This window comes from Hymenobacter jejuensis, from assembly GCF_006337165.1.
In the GTDB taxonomy this organism is placed as follows: Bacteria; Bacteroidota; Bacteroidia; order Cytophagales; family Hymenobacteraceae; genus Hymenobacter; species Hymenobacter jejuensis.
The window spans coordinates 2,778,475-2,796,083 of the sequence record NZ_CP040896.1; the positions used below are offsets into that span (position 1 = coordinate 2,778,475).

Consider the following 17,609-nt stretch of genomic DNA (forward strand, 5'->3'; position numbering starts at 1 on the left):
GCTGGCTTATGTTAAAAAGCAAAAGACTACTATCCGGCCTCAAGACCGCCGAACCAAGTGCATAAGCGAAATAGTATAGCCTGTGCCTTGTGTGGAAGCGCGTTTATCTTGCAGAACGAGATCGGTCTGGGTTAAGGTGACGATGGTCCGTATGAAAGGGATCGTCAGCGAGGGATCTGTCGGCCGAAGCGTTAGCGCGTCGCCTTCGCGGGTGTAATTGTAAGTAATGACAAAGGGAGTGACAGTCAGCGTAGTAGTCGTGAACTTGTAGAGGTCTGAATTGGGCACTGCTACCAGTCCGCTTTGGGAAAGCAGAATGCCATCCGCCGTGTACTGATTTGTTTCGGTGAAAGTGGCGAGCCAAGTACCTTCTAAAGTAGGGGCCGGCGTTGGGCTATGCTTCTGACAAGCTGATGTAAGCAGGTACAACCATAAAAAGAGGGTAATTCTAATCATAAGCAATTGATTATAAATTAATTAGCTATTGCAGGAAACGTGTGATAAGAGCTACTGAATTTGGCGCTTCAAAGACTAGAAGCTCAAATATATTGCTACCGGCTTAAGTCTACACCCGACCTACTGGAATCCAAAAAAGAAGGAGTTCGGGCGCAACTGTCCAGCGTCCGATTGTTGCCGGCGCGCCGGCGCTTTTGAAAGGTCAGCGCCGAGTAAATAAGTAACGCTCCGTAGCCGGCGAAAAGTGAGCCGTATTCTCGGGGTGCCGACGGTAGAGGGCGACGTATGCCCGAAAGAATGCCTCGGGTGACCGTAACGGTCCAAGGCCTAGGCCATTTGGTAGCCGACGAAGTAAAAGCGAGCGTAGTTGTTGCCCTGAAAGCCCAAGCGGTGGGCCCCGGACCAATCTAGCCGCCCGGCTACTAAGTCTGCGAGCACCCGGTCGAAGAGAGCAAAGTTCTCGGCGATGCGGGCTGGCTCCGCGTTGCGCTGATAGCGGTCGCGCCACCTAGTCAGGTAGGGCCGCTCGCCCGGGGCTTGGAGCGCGTCGGCGGCGTAGTTGGCAGTGCCTTCGCGCCGCGCGCCGCTGCCGCGCCTGGCAAAACAGCGACGACGGCAACGGTTGCATCTCGGACTTTGCAACTACGGTGTTTGAAAACTACGGGGCGTTCTACAACGGGTATGTACAAAACTTCGTGAGCCGGGGCGCGGGCAATGGCTATCTGGCCCGGGCAATTATGTACCAGCCCGGTACGGTCAATGGCAACAACCATATGTGGCAGGAGGTATACGATCTGACCAGTCCCGTTATCACTTCGGGGAAGTATAGCTTGTTGCCCAACTACGCCCAGATCCACCAGACGATTGGCGAAAACAGCAGCGAATCCATCTTTGAGATTCAGTTTGCTACCTCCAATGATGGCTATGGCCCCATCATGACGGGCACGACAAACAACATTTTTCAAAACAACCGCAAAATCTTTGGGTACGGCTTCAACAACCCCACCCAGAACCTAGTAAATGAATAATTCCTGATGCTTTCGTTGCCGCTCTGGGTAGCCTGGCAATCTTGAATTGTTTGATGCAAACGCCCCGCTTTATTAGCTGTAAAGCGGGGCGTTTTGCTAATTAACGGGCAAGAAAAGCAAGGCTATGAGTACAAGAAACAATTACGTTGGCACCCCCTGGCGCGTCCGCAGCCTGGTAGCAGTCAGGTCAGGCAAGTCATTGATGGTGAAGAGTTTATCTTGTGTGAGGATGCGCCCATTTAATTGGAGAACGGGTGCCGAACCGGTTTGTCAGACAGTGAACAGGCAAGTGATTTATGCAGCGTAGCAGCCATTCCGCGTTGCGCTCACGGAGTGAAAACTACCGGGTAGCCTTGCGTTTCCCACTTATGCGCCTTGTTGCCAAGCTTGGTTTCTTCTTCTGGTTTGGCGTTTTATCGGGGCCGCTGCAGGCCGCCGACGTGCTGCCGCTGGCAGGCGAGTGGCACTGCCGGCTCGACCCCGAGGATGCGGGAATTACGGCCCGCTGGTTTGCCACTAGCCTGCCCCAAACCGTGCGCTTGCCGGGGTCGCTGGCCGAGAATGGCTTGGGCGACCCGGTCTCGTTGCGAACCAAGTGGACGGCCACCATCTACGACAGTTCGTGGTTCTACAATCCGCGCATGGCCAAGTACCGTCGGGCCGACAACTTCAAGATTCCATTCTGGCTCACCCCCAACACATACTACGTCGGGCCGGCCTGGTACCAGAAAACAGTCGACATTCCCGCCGCCTGGCGCGGGCGGCGGCTTCTGCTGTTCCTGGAGCGTGCCCACTACGCTACCCGCGTGTGGGTGGACAACGCCGAGGTGGGGCAGCAGGTGTCGCTGGTGGCTCCGCACCTGTACGAACTGACCAAGGTCTTGTCACCAGGCCCGCACACGCTCACCGTGCGCGTCGATAACCGCCTGGAAACCTTGAACGTAGGTCCCGACTCGCACAGCGTATCCGACCACATCCAAGGCAACTGGAACGGGCTGATTGGCCGGTTGGAGCTGCAGGCCGGGCCGCCGGTCTTCTTGCAGAGCGTGCAGGTGTACCCGGATGTAGCCCACCGCGCGGCGCGGGTGAAGCTAGTAGTGCAAAACACCACTGCCAAGTCGCTCCGGAGTATCGTGCAGCTCGCCGCGCAGGCGTACAACAGCGCCACGGCTCACCAAGTAGCTCCAATGCAGACAGCTTTCGTAGCCAAGACCGGCGAAACAAGCCTAGAACTCACGCTGCCCATGGGTGAGGCGGTACAGCTGTGGGACGAGTTTCACCCAGCTCTTTACCGGCTCACCGCCGCGCTCCGGCCGAAAAAAAGTACAGCCGACGAGCAGCAGGTTTCTTTCGGAATGCGCGAAATCAAGGCCGTGGGCAACCGGTTGGTGGTCAATGGCCGGCCCATATTCCTGCGCGGCGACTTGCACAACGGCGAGTTCCCGCTGACGGGCTATCCGGCCATGGACGTGCCCGCTTGGACGCGGGTGCTGCAAGTGCTGAAAAATTACGGTTTCAACCACGTCCGCTTTCATTCGTGGTGCCCACCCGAAGCGGCATTCACTGCGGCTGACCAGCTGGGGTTTTATCTGCAGCCCGAGGGGCCGAGCTGGCCTAACCACGGCACCTCCCTGGGCGACGGACGCCCCGTCGACCAGTTTATCTACGACGAGACCACGCGCATGGCCACGGCCTACGGCAATCATGCTTCGTACTGCATGCTGTCGGCGGGCAACGAGCCGGCTGGCCGTAACCAGGCCAAGTACCTGGCTGACTTCATAAAGTTCTGGAAGTCAAGTGATTCGCGTCGCATTTATACGGGGGCATCCGTGGCCATGAGTTGGCCCTTAGTCCCCGAAAACGAATACATGATTAAGTCGGGGGCGCGGGGGCTGCCCTGGGCCAAAGACCGTCCCAACAGCACCTTCGACTACCGCGCCGCTATTGAGAAGTTCCCGATGCCCTACGTTACCCATGAGATGGGCCAATGGTGCGTGTTCCCCGATTTCAAGGAAATAAGCCAGTACACCGGCGTCTACAAAGCTCGCAATCTGGAGCTGTTCCGCGAAGACCTCGCCGACCGCGGTATGGGCGACCAGGCCGAGGCGTTTTTGCAGGCATCGGGCAAGCTGCAGCTGTTATGCTATAAAAGCGAAATTGAGGCGACCCTGCGCACGCCGGGCTTAGCGGGGTTTCAACTGCTTGGGCTTCAAGATTTTCCGGGGCAGGGCACAGCGCTGGTTGGCGTGCTCAACCCGTTCTTCCGGGAGAAAGGCTACGCGACGGCGGCGCAGTACCGGCGCTTCTGCCAGCCCACGGTGCCGCTGGCCCGGTTGCCTAAGTTTGTATTTACCAGCGACGAAACGTTTGAGGCGGCCACCGAACTCTACCACTACGGCCCTGAAGATTTGCCCCAAACCACCTTCACCTGGACAGTGAAGGCGCCCGATGGCTCCTTCGTAGCCCAAGGTCAATTCGTGCCGGCTGCCGTGCCCACGGGCACCAACACGCCGCTGGGCACCGTGCGCTTGCCGCTGGGCCGCATCACGAAAGCCACCCAGCTGACGCTGGAAATTGCCGCCCCCGGTACCGCCATTGCCAATGACTGGAACTTCTGGGTGTACCCGGCCCGGCTGCCGGCGCTCCTTCCAAGCGAGGTGTACTGTTGCACCCGCCTCGACGCCAAAGCCCAGCAAGTGCTGGCCCGAGGCGGCCGGGTGCTGCTCAATGCTGCGGGTCAGGTGGTGAAGGGCAAGGAGGTAGCGATGAGCTTCACGCCCGTGTTCTGGAACACGTCGTGGTTTAAGATGCGCCCGCCCCATGTTACCGGTTTTGTGGTCGACCCAACGCACCCCGCCCTGGCGGACTTCCCCACGGAGGCGCACAGCGACTTGCAGTGGTGGGAAATCGTCAACCAAGCCCAGGTGATGCACTTGGAAGACTTCCCTGCGGGCTTTCGGCCCATTGTGCAGCCCATTGACACTTGGTTTTTGAACCGCCGCCTCGCCCTGGTGCTGGAGGCTAGGGTAGGCCCTGGTCGCCTGCTTGTGTCCAGCGCCAACCTCGCCCCAACAGACGATGCCCAGCGCCCGGCGGCCCGTCAGCTATACTACAGCCTGCTGCGCTACGCGCAGTCGGCACGCTTCAACCCGGCAGCAGCCGTTGACCTGCAAGTGGTGAAAGACCTGTTCGAAACGCCCTCGCGGGAGCAGTTCAGCACCTTCACCAAAGGCAGTCCCGACGAACTAAAACCGCAGCATAAATAACTCACGAGGTGCCTAATCGCTTGGAACTGAAAAGCTTCCGTTTTCCGCCGCACCAAAACGCTAGCACACCAAAAGTATCAAGTGATTGATTATTAGGTATTTACGAATTAACTCTTTTCTTGCTTACCCAGTCTTGGGTAGCACAAGCCACTTCTTTGAAAAAATTACAGAATCTTACAGCCCCACCAGCCTCCTCCTGCACATGAGACCATTCCGCTTCCTGGTAATTTTCTTGCTACAATGTTTTGTAGTACGCGCACAATCGATTGAGTTAGTCAATCCGATTCTAACGGGCTTCTACCCAGACCCTAGCATTGTTAAGGTCGGAGCGGACTACTACCTGGTGAATTCCACCTTTTCTTACTTTCCGGGCATTCCGGTCATGCACAGCAAAGACCTGAAAAACTGGAAGCAAATCGGCAACGTCATCAGCCGGCCCTCGCAGATGAACTTCCTAGGCGACCGCATGACCCGCGGCTTGTTTGCCCCAGCCATTGAGCATCACAACGGCACTTTCTACGTCACGTGCACACTCATCGACCACAAAGGCAACTTCGTGGTAACGGCCAAAAACCCCGCGGGCCCGTGGAGCGACCCGATTTTCTTGCCGGAAGTAAAAGGCATCGACCCCTCGCTGTATTTTGAGGGCAACAAGGCCTACGTCATCTACAACAGCGACCCGCCCGACAACAAGCCGCTCTACGATGGCCACCGCTCCATCAAGATCATCGAACTGAATCCGCAAACGATGCAGACCGTGGGCGAGGCCAAGATCGTGGTGAACGGGGGAGTAGACCTGAGCAAAAAACCCGTCTGGATCGAGGGGCCGCACCTGATGAAGCGAGGCGACTGGTACTACCTCTACGCGGCCGAAGGCGGCACCTCGGTCAACCACACCGAAGTGGTGTTCCGCAGCAAGGCGCCCTTGGGGCCGTTTGTGCCCTACGAGAAAAACCCCATTCTTTCGCAGCGCGAGTTGCCTAAAGACCGCCAAGACCCCATTACCTCGGCCGGGCACGCGCAGTTTGTAGAAGGGCCCGATGGTAAGACCTACGCCATTTTTCTGGCTGTGCGGCCCTACGAGGGCAACTACTACAATACCGGGCGTGAAACCTTCATTGTGCCCGTGGTGTGGAAAGATGAGTGGCCCATCACGGATCCCGGAGCCAACGGCGTGCAGTACCGCTACAAGGCCAACTACGCCGAGGTAAAGCAGCCCGGCGCCCGGCCGCAGAGCGGCAACTTCAGCTACACGCTCACTTTTGAGAAGCAGCTAGACCCCGCGCTGCTCTTCATGCGCACGGTCGACAGCGCCAACTTCTCCTTGAGCAAAGCCAACGGCCTCACCATGAAGCTGAAGCCGGAAACGTGCGCGGAGCTCGGCAACCCTGCCTTCGTTGGCAAGCGCCAGCAGCATATGTATGGCAGCGCTGAAACGGAGCTGGCCTTTTCGGCCAAGGCAGAAAACGAAACCGCGGGCCTGGTGGTGTTTCAAGACGAAAAGCACTTCTACTACCTCTGCAAGTCAGTGGAAAAAGGGAAGCCTGTGCTACAGCTGTGGAAGAGCACGCCCGAGCCCAAGAACCTGGAACTGTTGGCCAAAGCGCCGCTAAAAGCGGCGGCCGCCAAGGTGCGGCTGCGCATCAATGCCGACGGCGACACGTACAGCTTCCACTTTTCGGAGGATGGCAAAACCTATGCTTTGTTGAAAGACAAAGTAGACGCGCGTTTTCTGAGCACGCAGACCGCGGGCGGGTTTATCGGGTGCATGTTCGGGCTGTACGGCACGTCGGCGGGGCAGCCAACCACCAACACCGCTTCCTTCAAGTGGCTCAAATACGAGGGGCACGACCCCATGTACAAGCAATAACACGCGGCCTGCACCGCTTCCTTTCTTTTGCCTGCTATGCGCTTACTTCCACTGCTTTGCCTCTTGGCGTTACCGCTCGCCGCAGCCCAAGCGGCCGCCCAGCCCATCCGCATCAGCAGCCCCGACGGGGCCGTGTTGGTGACGGTTGCCGTAACGGCCCAGGGCCAGCCTACCTACGCCGTGCACTACCGCCAGGCCGAGCTTCTGCGGCCCTCGAAGCTGGGCCTGCAACTCGCTAGTGCCGACCTTACCCAAGGCCTGAAGCTGACGAAAGCCGACAAGCAAACGGCCGTGGCCGACGACTACCAGCTGGCCACCGACAAACGAGCGAATTGCCACTACCGGGCCAACCGGCGCGTGCTGCATTTTGCGGGGAAGGCCGGGGCGCCGCAGCTCAGCGTGGTGTTTCAGGTGTCGAACGACGGGGTAGCCTTTCAGTACGTGCTCGAAGGCTCAAGCCTGGATGTGCAACGCATTGCTAATGAGGCTACTACGTTTCACCTGCCGGCAAGCGCCAAGGGATGGCTGCACCCGCACGCCAAAGCCCAGACCGGATTTGCCAACACGCAGCCTTCCTACGAGGAGTATTACCAGCGTGGCATAGCCGCTGGCACGCCCTCCACGCTCGGGCAGGGCTGGTCGTTCCCGGCTTTGTTCGAGGTAAACGGGCACTGGGTGCTGCTCACCGAGGCCGGCATAGGCCGCAGCTACTGCGGCAGCCACCTGGCCCACGCCGCGCCCGACGTCGAGTACAGCGTGGCCTTTCCGCAACCCCCCGAAAAAACCACGCCCGAGGCAGCCCTGCTGCCCGAAAGCCACCTGCCGTGGCGCACGCCCTGGCGCGTGCTGGTAGTGGGCAACTCGCTGGCACCCATTGTCGAATCGACGCTGACGACCGACGTGAGCCCCCCGGCCCAGACGTCGGCCCTGCCCGACGCGCCCGGTAAGGCGTCGTGGTCGTGGGTGCTGCTCGGCGACCAGAACACCACCTACGACGTGCAGCGCCGCTTCATCGACTATGCCGCCAGCATGGGCTGGCACTATTGCCTGGTCGATGCCTTATGGGACAAGCAGATCGGCTACGACAAAATGCAGGAGCTGGCCCAGTACGCGCGTTCCAAAAACGTGGGCCTGCTGGTGTGGTACAACTCAAACGGCCACTGGAACGAGGCCCCGCAAACCCCAACCAACGTGCTTTTTGAGCCCGAAAGCCGGCGCAAGGAATTTGCCCGCCTCAAGCAAATGGGCGTGGCGGGCGTGAAAATCGACTTTTTCGGGGGCGACGGGCAGTCGTTTATGAATTACTACCAAGACTTGCTGACCGATGCTGCCCAGGCAGGCTTGCTCGTCAACTTCCACGGTGCAACCCTGCCTAGGGGCTGGAACCGCACTTACCCCAACCTGATGACGATGGAAGCCGTGCGCGGCTTCGAGTTTCTGACCTTCGACCAGGCCAACACCGATCAGGAGGCCACCCACTGCGCTACCCTGCCCTTCACCCGCAACGCCGTGGGACCCATGGACTTTACGCCCATGGCCTTTTCGGAAATTCGGGGCAAGCAGCGCCGCACTTCCAATGCCTTTGAGCTGGCGCTGTCGGTGCTGTTTCAGTCGGGCATTCAGCACTACGCGGAGGTGCCCGAGGGCATGGCCGCACAGCCCGCCTACGTGCAGGAGTTCGTGAAGAAGCTGCCGCCGCGCTGGGCCGACGTGAAGCTTATGGACGGCTACCCCGGCCAGTACGCGGTGCTGGCCCGCCAGACGCCGGGTGGCGCGTGGTACGTGGCTGGCATCAACGCCACCGACTCGCCCAAAACCATTCAGGTTGACCTCGGCAAGCTGGGCCTGCAAGGCGGTACGCTCATCACTGACGGGGCCACCAACCGCAGTTTTAGCACGCGGCCCGTCGCGGGCCGCACCGTCAGCGTGACGCTGCCCGCGCAGGGCGGCTTCGTGGTGCAGCCTTAAGTCCCGGCTGGCAAAACTCTGACTAAGCAGGCCGCTCGTTTCCAATGACCATACTATGAATACATTCTTCACCTTTGTTTACCGCGGTCGGGTTGGCCTGCTGCTCCTCGGCCTGCTGTATGCCGGCTTGGGCTGCGTGGACGCCCAGCGCGCGCCCAAGTCGGCTGCCACCAGCCAGAAAGGAGCTTTCTACACGGGCAAGTACCCCAACCTGCTGCGGAAGGCCGGCTACTCCCAAACCGCCATCGACCAGAAAATATCTCAGACCTACCAGGCGCTGTTTGAAGGGCCCAACCGAATTTACTTCGAGGTAGGCGACTCGATGGCCTACGTATCGGACTTGAAAAACCACGACGCCCGCACCGAAGGCCTGTCGTACGGGATGATGGTGGCGGTGCAGCTCAACAAAAAAGCGGTGTTTGACCGTATTTGGCGCTGGTCGAAGAAGTATTTGCAGCACCAGGAAGGACCCCTGGCGGGTTATTTCGCCTGGAGCGTCAACCCGGCCACGCTGAAGCGAAATTCTGAGGGCCCTGCCTCCGATGGAGAACTGCATTTCGTTACTAGTCTGCTATTTGCGTCCAACCGTTGGGGCAACAACACTGGCATCAATTACTACCAGGAAGCCCGCCGGATTCTGGATGCCATGTGGAAGAAGGACGGCACCGGCGACGTATTCAACCTGATAAACACCCAACACAAGCAGATATCCTTCGTGCCGGTGGGCGACATGTACAACTGGACGGACCCGTCGTACCACGTGCCGGCGTTTCTGGAAGTGTGGGCTGCCTACGCCAAAGACGGCCACGAGCCATTTTACAAAGCGTGCGCCGATACGTCGCGGGCCTTTTTGCACCGCGCGTGCAGCGCCGCCACCGGCCTCAACTACGACTACACCGAGTTTAGCGGGAAGCCCCACGCGACCAAGTGGGCGCCGCCGGCTTTTCGCTACGATTCGTGGCGGGTGCCCATGAACATTGCCATGGACTACGTGTGGTTTGGCCAGGACAAAGCTTGGCAGCAGCAGTATGCACGGCGTTTGCAGGGGTTTCTGCGCGGCAAGGGCCTGAACACGTTCGAAGACCAGTTTAACGTCGATGGCTCGCGGCCCGACTTCATACTGCCGGCGGGCAACGTCAAGAAGCTACGGCACTCGCTGGGGCTGGTCGCCACCAGTGCCTCGGCCTCGCTCATGGGGCAAGACCCCAAGCTGGACTTTGTGCACGCGCTCTGGGACGCCAAGCTGGCGCCCTACGAAGATGCTTACTTCGACCCATACTACGACGGCCTGTTGTACCTGTTCAGCTTGCTGCACTTAAGCGGCAAGTACCAGGCGATCAAGCCCGGGTAACCCTAATTCCCTTTCAATCAGACACTTGTTTGCCCAAGCCTTCTTCTATGAAGCGATATATTTTACTTGTTGGAATCCTCCTTGCGTCGGCCGTTGCTTCTTCGCTGCTGGCGCAGGGGAAGCAGGCGCAAAACCCCATCATTTTTGCCGACGTGCCGGACATGTCGATGATTCGGGTGGGGGGCACTTACTACATGAGCAGCACGACCATGCACATGAGCCCGGGCGTACCCATCATGAAGTCTAATGACTTGGTTAACTGGTACTTAGTGAATTATGCCTACGACACGCTGGCGAGCCTGGATGAGCTGACGCTCACCAATGGAAAAAGCACCTACGGCCGCGGCTCGTGGGCAAGTAGCCTGCGGTTTCACCAGGGCACGTATTACGTCACGACGTTCGCTCAGACGACCGGCAAGACCTACGTTTATTCCACCAAAAACATTGAGAAAGGCCCTTGGAAAGTTTCTTCGTTTAAGCCCAGCTACCACGACCATTCCTTGTTTTTCGACGACGATGGCCGGGTGTACTTGGTGTATGGCGCGGGCAAGCTGCGGCTGATTGAGCTCACGGCGGATGCCTCCGGCGTGAAGCCCGGCGCCACGGAGCAGGTGCTAATTGAAAACGCCAGCGCCCCGGCCGGCCCTAACCTCGGCCTGCCCGCGGAAGGCTCGCAATTATTCAAAATCAAGGGCCGCTACTACCTCTTTAACATTACGTGGCCAAAGGGCGGCATGCGCACCGTGGTGGTACACCGGGCCGACAAGCTCACGGGGCCTTACGAAGGCCGGCTGGCGCTGCAAGACCTCGGGGTCGCGCAGGGCGGCCTCATCGACACACCCGGCGGGCAGTGGTATTCTTACCTGTTCCGCGATTACGGGGCAGTGGGCCGCATTCCGTACTTGGTGCCCGTAACCTGGGCTGATGGCTGGCCGGTGCTGGGCGCAGCCGGCAAGGTGCCCCAAACGCTGGCGCTGCCTCCTAGCAAGGGTCTGATTCCCGGCCTGGTGGCGTCCGATGAGTTTGGGCGGCGCAAGGGCGAGCCCGCCCTGCCGCTGGTGTGGCAGTGGAACCACAACCCCGAAAACGCCCTCTGGTCGCTCACCGACCGCCCCGGCTACCTGCGCCTGAAAACCGGCCGCGTGGATACAACCTTCCTGCTGGCCAGAAACACGCTCACTCAGCGCACCATCGGCCCGACCTGCACCGGGACCACGGCCCTGGATGTGTCGCACCTGAAAGACGGCGATTTTGCCGGCCTGGCTCTCTTGCAAAAGCGGTACGGCCTGGTGGGGGTAGACTATCGCAACGGCGCTAAATCCATTGTTATGGTGAGCGCGGAATCGGAAAAGCCGGTGGAGCTGCAACGCCTGCCCCTGACGCAGTCTACCGTCTACTTCAAGGCCGAATGCGACTTTACGGAGCGCAAAGACGTGGCGACCTTCTTTTATAGCCTTGACGGCAAAGCGTGGAAAGCCATCGGTGCCCCGCTCAAAATGGCATACACGCTGCCGCATTTTATGGGCTACCGGTTTGGGCTGTTTGCTTACGCCACCAAAAACCCCGGCGGCTACGCCGATTTCGATTATTTCCGGATTGCAGACACGACAGCCGGGCCCAAGTAAGAGAATGCTCGAAATACTCTTTAATCGGCAAGCTCAGCATGACGCTCTTTTTGACTCCAAACCTATCCGAAACTCCTGACCCGATGCCGAATTGTAGACTGTCATCTATCCTGAGCGTGCTGGCCTGCCTGTTGGGAGTTGCCGCCCAGGCGCAGAACCCGTTGATTACCAATCAGTTCACGGCCGACCCATCGGCGCGCGTGTTCAACGACCGGGTGTACGTGTACCCGTCGCACGATATTCGGGCCACTCCCGGGCATGGGCGCGTCGGCTGGTTTGTGATGGAGGATTACCACGTGTTTTCCTCCGCCAACCTCACGGACTGGACCGACCACGGCGTGATTGTAACCCAGAACAAAGTGCCCTGGGTGAAGCCCGACAGCTACAGCATGTGGGCCCCCGACTGTATGTACCGCAACGGCAAGTACTACTTCTACTTCCCGACTACCCCCCGGGATACGACCATTAGCAAGGGCTTTACAGTGGGGGTAGCCGTGTCCGATAAACCCACCGGCCCGTTTGTGCCGCAGCCGCTGCCCATCAAGGGGGTGCGCGGCATCGACCCCAACGTGTTTATCGACAAGGACGGCCAAGCGTATCTGTATTGGTCGCAGGGCAACATTTACGGGGCCAAGCTCAAGGAAAACATGCTGGAGCTCGCCTCCGAGCCCCAGGCGCTGGGCGAGTTGCCGACCCAGGGGTTGAAAGAAGGCCCCTACCTGTTTGAGCGCAACGGCACGTACTACCTGACTTATCCGCATGTGGCCAGCAAAACCGAGCGCCTCGAATATGCCACCAGCACCAGCCCGCTCGGGCCGTTTACCGTCAAGGGCGTTATCATGGACGAGTCGCCTACCGGCTGCTGGACGAATCACCATTCTATTCTGGCGTTCAAGAACCAATGGTACCTGTTTTACCACCACAACGACTTGTCGCCTAGCTTCGACAAAAACCGGTCTATCCGAATGGACAGCCTGTTTTTCGAGCCCACGGGCGCCATCCGGAAGGTCGTGCCGACCCTGCGCGGCGTGGGCCTGACCGACGCTAAGCAGAAAATCCAACTCGACCGCTACAGCCGCCTGAGCAGCAGCGGCGCGTCCATCGCCTTCCTGGATACCGCCAGCAAGTTCCAGGGCTGGAAAACCGTGTTTACGGGCAGCCAAGGCTGGGTCCAATACAACGGGGTGGCCTTCGGCAAACAGGCGCTGAAGACGGTGAGGCTGCGCGCGCAGGCGGCGGCCGGCGCCACGCTGCAGCTGCGGGCCGACGGAGCTGCCGGCCCGGTGCTGGCCCAGGTCACTGTGCCGAAGGGCAGCCAGTGGCAGGAGGTGAAAGCGCCCTTGACCGCCTTCAAGCCTGGCACGCACGCGCTGGTTGTTTCCTCTAAAACGAACGCGCCCGTTGCCATCGACTGGGTCCGGTTCGAGTAAGCGGCAAAGAAGCCGATCGCTTGCAAACGTTTGATTTTAAGAGACTTAGATAAGTACGCAAAGCTTTTTCCGAGTTATGAGAAACGTATTTCCTGTCGTTCTGGGCGTAATCGTGCTGAGCGTAAGCAGCGCTTTCGCCCAAAAAACAGCGATGGAGGCCCCCAAGGGCTTCGACCAGCCTACCGCGGGTATTGCTACAGGGCGAATCGACAGCCTCAGCTACCCCTCGAAAACGGTGGGCACGGTGCGCAAGGCGCTGGTGTACACGCCGCCGGGGTATTCAAAGAAGAAAAAGTACCCGGTGCTCTACCTGCTGCACGGCATTGGGGGCGACGAAAAGGAATGGCTCAAGGGAGGACGTCCGCAGGTGATTCTGGATAATCTGTACGCGGCGGGCAAGCTCAAGCCGATGCTGGTGGTGATGCCCAACGGCCGGGCCATGAAAGACGACCGGCCCATTGGCAATATCTACGGTCCGGATAAGGTGGCCGCTTTTGCCAACTTCGAAAAAGACCTGCTGACCGACCTGATCCCCTACATCGAAAAGCACTACCCAACCCTCACCAACCGCGAGAACCGGGCCATTGCAGGGCTGTCGATGGGAGGGGGGCAGTCGCTGAATTTCGGTCTGGGCAACCTGGATAGATTTGCCTGGGTAGGAGGCTTTTCGTCGGCCCCCAACACCAAAATGCCCGAGCAGCTGGTGCCCGACCCCGCGAAAGCCAAAAAGCAGCTCAAGCTCCTCTGGATTTCGTGCGGCGACGCCGACGGCCTGCTGCCCATCAGCCAGCGCACGCACGATTATCTCTACGAGCACCGCGTGCCTCACGTGTACTACCTCGAAGCGGGTGGGCACGACTTTAAAGTCTGGAAAAATGGGCTGTACATGTTCTCGCAGCTTCTGTTCAAGCCCGTGGATGTGGCGGCGCTGCCGACATACACCGTGCTGGGCGCGCCGGCCGCCACCAACGTGCGCAACGCCAAATACCCCCAGATCTTGCCCGATAACCGCGCCGTGTTTCGTCTGAAAGCCCCGGGTGTGCAGCACGTGCAGCTGGACCTAGGCCACAAATACGACATGGTGAAAGACAGCAGCGGCACTTGGACGGTGACAACTGACACGCTGAGCCGGGGCCTGCACTACTATTCGTTACTACTCGACGGCCTGCCCGTGGCCGACCCCGCCAGCGACACTTTTTACGGGATGGGGCGCATGGCCAGCGGCATCGAGGTTCCCGGCCGCGGGACTGGCTTTTACGCCTTGAGAGACGTGCCCCACGGCGAAGTGCGGGTGAGGCGGTTTTACTCGAAGGTGACCAACTCGTGGCGGCAATTCTATGTGTACACGCCGCCGGGCTACGAGGTCAACACCGCCGTCAAGTACCCGGTGCTGTACCTGCTGCACGGCGGTGGCGAAGACGAAACCGGCTGGGCCAAGCAAGGCAAAACCGACTTGATTCTGGACAACCTGCTTGCCGAGAAAAAGGCCAAGCCTATGCTCGTGGTGATGCTGGACGGCAACATGGGCGGCCCCGGCGGCTTAGCCGGTTTTGGCGAGAACACGCTGAAGCGTTTTGAAGACGAACTAAAGCAAACCGTGCTGCCGGTCGTGGAAAGCAACTACCGGGTAGCTCCGGGGGCCAATAACCGGGCGCTGGCGGGCTTATCGCTAGGTGGACTGCAAACGCTCTATGCCGGCCTGCGCAACACCGACATGTTCCAGTATCTGGGCGTATTCAGCTCGGGCTTTTTTGCCAACAACCCCCAGCTGTCCGACCCTCAGTATGCCTTTATGAAAGCCAATGCCAGCGCCATCAACACCAACCTAAAGCAGCTGTGGCTCTCGATGGGTGGGCCAGAAGACATTGCTTACGCCAACAACAAGGTGATGCGGGCCAAGATGGATGAGCTGGGTATCAAGTACGTGTACAGCGAGTACCCCGGCGGCCACACGTGGCCCGTCTGGCGGCACGATCTGTACCTGTTTGCCCAAGGCCTGTTTTAGGCTCCCCGCGGCGCTTGCCGCCGCGCAGGGTCGTCAAACGCGGCAGTGCCTGGTCCACTGGCTTGAACTATAACGTTGTGTTTATTAGATAGATATCACACCTATGTCTCTCACGTATGAAGCAACTTCCTTGGCCAGCTAAAACCACTTTACTGCTGCTTTGGTGGGCCGCCGCCCTTGGAGCCGCGGCAGCCAAACCGGTGCCTACCCCCTTGCGCCTGTGGTACACGCAGCCGGCCGCCAACTGGAACGAGGCCCTGCCCCTCGGCAACGGCCGCTTGGGGGCCATGGTGTTTGGCGCGCCCCAGCGCGAGCGACTCCAGTTGAACGAGGAAACTATTTGGGCCGGCGGGCCCAACAACAACGTGAAGCCCGACGCGTTGCCGGTGGTGCGGCAGTTGCGCGAGCAGCTGCTGGCCGGGCAGCTGGTGGAGGCGCAAGCGCTTGCGCAGGCCCAAATGCAGCCCGCCGGCAACAGCGGCATGCCCTACCAAACGGCGTCGAATGTGTACCTCGACTTTCCGGGCCACGAGGGCGCCACCCACTACCAGCGCGACCTCGACATTGGCCGAGCCGTGGCTTCGGTCAGCTACCAAGTAGGGCGAGTGCGCTATCGCCGTGAGGTATTCAGCTCCCTGCCCGACCAAGTGGTGGTTGTGCGCCTCACAGCCAGCAAACCAGGCCAAATCAGCTGCCAGCTGAGCGAGGAAAGCCTGCTGCCGTTCACCCGGCACGCCGAAAAAGATCAGCTGGTGCTGGATGGCCACGGCAGCGCCCACGAAGGCCAAGAAGGGCAGATCCGCTTCCAAACGCGCCTGAAGGCCGTCGTCGAGGGCGGCACCGTGCAAACCACCGACGCCGGCATCCGCATTCAGCGCGCTAACAGCGCCACGCTCTACCTTTCCATCGGCACCAATTTTAACAACTACCACGACGTGAGCGGCGATGCAGCCGCGCGGGCCTCGGCCTATCTTGCCGCTGCCGTGCGCAAGCCCTACAAGCAGGCGCTCGCCGACCACGTAGCTGCTTACCAGCGCTACTTCAACCGCGTGACCCTGAACCTGGGCGTGACGCCCGCCGTGCAGCTTCCTACCCTCCAGCGCCTCGCCGACTTTGCCCAAGGCCACGACCCGGCTTTGGCGGCCCTGTATTTTCAGTACGGCCGCTACCTGCTCATCAGCTCTTCGCAGCCGGGTGGGCAGCCGGCCAACCTGCAAGGCATCTGGAACGACCAGCTCAAGGGGCCCTGGGACAGCAAGTACACAGTGAACATCAACACCGAAATGAACTACTGGCCGGCCGAAGTCACGAACCTGACGGAGCTGCACGAGCCCTTGTTCAGCCTGATACAGGACCTGAGCGTGACCGGGCGGCAGAGCGCCCGCCAAATGTACGGGGCCCGCGGCTGGATGCTACACCACAACACCGACATCTGGCGCATTACGGGGCAGGTTGACCCGCCGCAGTACGGCCTTTGGCCCATGGGCGGAGCCTGGCTTTCGCAGCACCTCTGGGATCACTACCAATTTACCGGCGACCAGCAGTTTCTGCGCACCTACTACCCCGTGCTGAAGGGTGCGGCCACCTACTACGTCGATGCCTTGCAGGAAGAGCCCACCCACCACTGGTTGGTAGTGGCGCCCTCGGTGTCACCCGAAAACACGTATTCGTTGCAAGGCAAGCAAATTGCTCTGGTGGCCGGCACCACCATGGACAATCAACTGGTGTTCGACCTATTCTCGAAAACCATCCGGGCCGCCGAGCTGCTTCAGCTCGACCAGCCTTTCGCCGACACGCTGCGCACCCTGCGCGAGCGGCTGCCGCCCATGCAGATTGGCCAGTACGGGCAGGTGCAGGAGTGGCTGCAGGACGTGGACAACCCCCGCGATACGCACCGTCACATTTCCCACCTCTACGGGCTGTACCCCAGTGGGCAGCTGTCGCCCTACCGCACGCCCGCCCTGTTTGAAGCCGCCCGCGTGACGCTCACCCAGCGCGGTGACGTGTCCACGGGGTGGTCGATGGGCTGGAAGGTGAACTTCTGGGCGCGCATGCAGGACGGCAACCACGCCTACAAGCTGCTCACTGAGCAGCTGCGGCTCCGGGCCAGCGAGCCCGGCGGTGTGAGCGAGGGCGGGGGCACGTATCCCAATCTGCTCGATGCGCACCCCCCGTTTCAGATTGACGGCAACTTTGGCTGTACGGCGGGTCTGGCCGAGCTATTCGTGCAGAGCTACGACGGCACCCTGGACCTGCTCCCCGCCTTGCCCGACGCTTGGCCCACGGGCGAGGTGACGGGCCTCGTAGCCCGCGGGGGCTACGTTGTGGACCTGGCCTGGGATAAGGGACGCCTCACGCGAGCGCGCATCACTTCGCGGCTAGGAGGCAACTGCCGCGTGCGGGTGCACCGCCCCATAGCAGCTACGGGCGGCTTGAAGCTGCAGGCTGCCCAGGGCCCTAACTCCAACCCATTTTACCAGACTTTCCCAGTCAAGCCGCCGCTGGTATCCGCCAAAACCACGCCGCGGCAGCCCGCTCTGGCGCCGTCGTTTGTGTACGATTTTCCCACCCAAGCCGGCCAAGCCTATTCGCTGCGAGCCCGCTAGCCTT

The 17,609-nt window shown here is 60.2% G+C and carries 11 protein-coding genes; 9 read left to right on the forward strand and 2 right to left on the reverse strand.

Annotated features, from left to right (window positions below):
• Nucleotides 1-39: 39 nt before the first annotated feature.
• Both FHG12_RS11430 and FHG12_RS11435 read right to left on the reverse strand, forming a co-directional pair.
• A complete protein-coding gene (locus FHG12_RS11430; RefSeq protein WP_139515851.1) occupies nt 40-456 on the reverse strand; it encodes a hypothetical protein in 417 nt (138 codons plus the stop codon).
• 327 nt (nt 457-783) lie between these two features.
• A complete protein-coding gene (locus tag FHG12_RS11435; RefSeq protein ID WP_139515852.1) occupies nt 784-1,098 on the reverse strand; it encodes a DUF5700 domain-containing putative Zn-dependent protease in 315 nt (104 codons plus the stop codon).
• A 5-nt stretch (nt 1,099-1,103) separates the two neighbouring features.
• Between FHG12_RS11435 and FHG12_RS11440 the strand changes: the two genes are divergently transcribed.
• The 9 genes from FHG12_RS11440 to FHG12_RS11480 all read left to right on the forward strand — a co-directional run bounded on the left by FHG12_RS11440 (nt 1,104) and on the right by FHG12_RS11480 (nt 17,605).
• Entirely contained in the window at nt 1,104-1,484 is a 381-nt protein-coding gene (locus FHG12_RS11440) for a RagB/SusD family nutrient uptake outer membrane protein (protein WP_139515853.1), read from the forward strand.
• A 368-nt stretch (nt 1,485-1,852) separates the two neighbouring features.
• On the forward strand, nt 1,853-4,750 hold the full coding sequence (locus FHG12_RS11445) for an exo-beta-1,4-galactosidase (RefSeq protein WP_139515854.1): 2,898 nt from the start codon (nt 1,853-1,855) through the stop codon (nt 4,748-4,750).
• Between the two features lie 202 nt (nt 4,751-4,952).
• A complete protein-coding gene (locus tag FHG12_RS11450) occupies nt 4,953-6,620 on the forward strand; it encodes a glycoside hydrolase family 43 protein (RefSeq protein ID WP_139515855.1) in 1,668 nt (555 codons plus the stop codon).
• A gap of 36 nt (nt 6,621-6,656) precedes the next feature.
• Nucleotides 6,657-8,588, forward strand: a complete 1,932-nt coding sequence (locus FHG12_RS11455) for a glycoside hydrolase family 97 protein (RefSeq protein ID WP_139515856.1) — start codon at nt 6,657-6,659, stop codon at nt 8,586-8,588.
• A 55-nt stretch (nt 8,589-8,643) separates the two neighbouring features.
• Nucleotides 8,644-9,939: a glycosyl hydrolase family 8 gene (locus FHG12_RS11460; protein ID WP_139515857.1), complete on the forward strand. Its 1,296-nt coding sequence runs from the start codon at nt 8,644-8,646 to the stop codon at nt 9,937-9,939.
• 47 nt (nt 9,940-9,986) lie between these two features.
• Nucleotides 9,987-11,564, forward strand: coding sequence for a glycoside hydrolase family 43 protein (locus FHG12_RS11465; RefSeq protein ID WP_139515858.1), 1,578 nt, complete (start codon nt 9,987-9,989; stop codon nt 11,562-11,564).
• An 83-nt stretch (nt 11,565-11,647) separates the two neighbouring features.
• The gene (locus tag FHG12_RS11470; protein ID WP_139515859.1) at nt 11,648-12,994 is read left to right on the forward strand and encodes a family 43 glycosylhydrolase; all 1,347 of its coding nucleotides are present in this window, start codon (nt 11,648-11,650) and stop codon (nt 12,992-12,994) included.
• Between the two features lie 76 nt (nt 12,995-13,070).
• Nucleotides 13,071-14,999 carry an alpha/beta hydrolase-fold protein gene (locus FHG12_RS11475; RefSeq protein ID WP_139515860.1) on the forward strand — a complete coding sequence of 643 codons (1,929 nt, stop codon included), beginning with the start codon at nt 13,071-13,073 and terminating at the stop codon, nt 14,997-14,999.
• Between the two features lie 116 nt (nt 15,000-15,115).
• Nucleotides 15,116-17,605 (forward strand): glycoside hydrolase family 95 protein, encoded by a 2,490-nt coding sequence (locus tag FHG12_RS11480; protein ID WP_139515861.1) that lies wholly within the window; start codon nt 15,116-15,118, stop codon nt 17,603-17,605.
• Nucleotides 17,606-17,609 lie beyond the last annotated feature (4 nt).

Excerpts from the sequence above, each read along its gene's own strand:
- FHG12_RS11430 (WP_139515851.1), bottom strand. The coding sequence starts at position 456 with ATGATTAGAATTACCCTCTTTTTATGGTTGTACCTGCTTACATCAGCT.
- FHG12_RS11445 (WP_139515854.1), top strand. The coding sequence starts at position 1,853 with ATGCGCCTTGTTGCCAAGCTTGGTTTCTTCTTCTGGTTTGGCGTTTTA.
- FHG12_RS11450 (WP_139515855.1), top strand. The coding sequence starts at position 4,953 with ATGAGACCATTCCGCTTCCTGGTAATTTTCTTGCTACAATGTTTTGTA.
- FHG12_RS11455 (WP_139515856.1), top strand. The coding sequence starts at position 6,657 with ATGCGCTTACTTCCACTGCTTTGCCTCTTGGCGTTACCGCTCGCCGCA.
- FHG12_RS11460 (WP_139515857.1), top strand. The coding sequence starts at position 8,644 with ATGAATACATTCTTCACCTTTGTTTACCGCGGTCGGGTTGGCCTGCTG.
- FHG12_RS11465 (WP_139515858.1), top strand. The coding sequence starts at position 9,987 with ATGAAGCGATATATTTTACTTGTTGGAATCCTCCTTGCGTCGGCCGTT.
- FHG12_RS11470 (WP_139515859.1), top strand. The coding sequence starts at position 11,648 with ATGCCGAATTGTAGACTGTCATCTATCCTGAGCGTGCTGGCCTGCCTG.
- FHG12_RS11475 (WP_139515860.1), top strand. The coding sequence starts at position 13,071 with ATGAGAAACGTATTTCCTGTCGTTCTGGGCGTAATCGTGCTGAGCGTA.
- FHG12_RS11480 (WP_139515861.1), top strand. The coding sequence starts at position 15,116 with ATGAAGCAACTTCCTTGGCCAGCTAAAACCACTTTACTGCTGCTTTGG.